The sequence below is a fragment of the Pseudoalteromonas sp. SWYJZ12 genome (genome assembly GCF_015864395.1).
Classification (GTDB): domain Bacteria; phylum Pseudomonadota; class Gammaproteobacteria; order Enterobacterales; family Alteromonadaceae; genus Pseudoalteromonas; species Pseudoalteromonas arctica.
Genome location: NZ_JADYXH010000048.1, coordinates 1 through 1,418, shown reverse-complemented (window position 1 = coordinate 1,418; position 1,418 = coordinate 1). Strand labels below are relative to the sequence as shown.

Below are 1,418 nucleotides of genomic sequence, written 5' to 3'. Positions count from 1 at the left end.
AATCAATATTAATATACAATGAAATGAGGCCGCATTTGAGTTTAGGAATGAAAACACCAAACCAAGTGCACAAAAAAGCCAGGAGCAAAAGCTACTGGCCTTCAATTAAAACCGTCAACGTATTTTAGGACGGGACACCTAATTTGAGCCTTAATTTCTGCTTGCTCTTCACGTTCGATTCTTTTTAATTCACTTGTAGCTACAGCCCACTTTAGTTCAATTAAACGTGCATTAAGATATTTTTCATTAATTCTAGCTTTTCTAAAAGGAACGCCATTGTGGTTAACTAATGCGAACGCATCTAATATTTCTTGGTTTATTTTCCCAAAATTATCGTGTTTTACTTTAGATAATGCACTATCTACTTTACCGTTAAATGCATCAACTACAAAATGGATTGCATATGTTTTTCTATGTTGTTCAACATAGTCACAATCCCCAGCAAATCCTTCTTTTATCATTTGCCTAATATTTTGACGTATTGACTTTAGCTCTGCTCCAGCTTCTTTGTGACCAAAATCCTCAGCTAAGTCATCTAAAACTGAGTGATTAGGAATGATATAGTCGTCCTTATAGCCTTCGATAGTATTTCGCATTGCTTTTATTGCTTGCTCGTAGGTATTAGCTTTTTCTTTTGCTTCATACGCATCACCCGCAATCTCTTTAGCCCTTTGCTCTGCGAATAAAGTAATACGGTCAGCTTCTTGATTAGCATCCAACCTAATTTTTTCAGCTTTCTCCTTCGCTTCTCGAAGTCTTAGGCTCCCCTCTATTCTTTGTTCCTTTAATGACTCACTTACAGTAATAGATTCATTTTTTACTTCATTAGCTAAATTTTCAGCAGTTTGCTTTATAGCATTTGCTTTTAGTTTCGCTTCATCTAATAAAGCTTGAGAGTAAGCTTCGGCTTGAATGATTGGGCTATATTTCTCAGTTAGCTCTTTATTTTTCAATGATTGCTTTTTAGCTTCTTCTCGCGCTAAAGCTAAAGAATCATTTAATGCCTTAATATTTTTTTAAACTGTATTTTTAAATTTTTTGTATGGTTGTACCAACCAAGACAAATCAATATGGTAATTATTAGGAGGAGAATTGATGCAGAGTGTTCCATTTTAAATTCCTTTTATCATTATTAAATCCACTATTTGAAGGTAGCATATATTTTTGAGTCGATGAAACTGAAATTAATATACAGAATTTTACGCGCCGAAACTCAAATACGGTGCATCGTCGGATGGCGCTTCGCTTATCCGACCTAAGTTTTCAAATATATAATGCGGGGTTATTGGGCCGTGAGTATTGAAGGTTCGTTGGAGCTCGTTGGGTTTCGCTACGCTCTACCCAACCTTGTATCTCTTCTTGATGAGTGTTTAGCTAGCACTTGTCACATCGGGAAGACAGTGAGCTCGTACCCAACC

The 1,418-nt window shown here is 36.1% G+C and carries 1 protein-coding gene; it reads right to left on the bottom strand.

The window, feature by feature from the left end:
- Window positions 1-101 precede the first annotated feature (101 nt).
- The gene (locus I6F42_RS19945; protein WP_231616412.1) at window positions 102-953 is read right to left on the bottom strand and encodes a DUF4041 domain-containing protein; all 852 of its coding nucleotides are present in this window, start codon (window positions 951-953) and stop codon (window positions 102-104) included.
- Window positions 954-1,418: the final 465 nt, after the last annotated feature.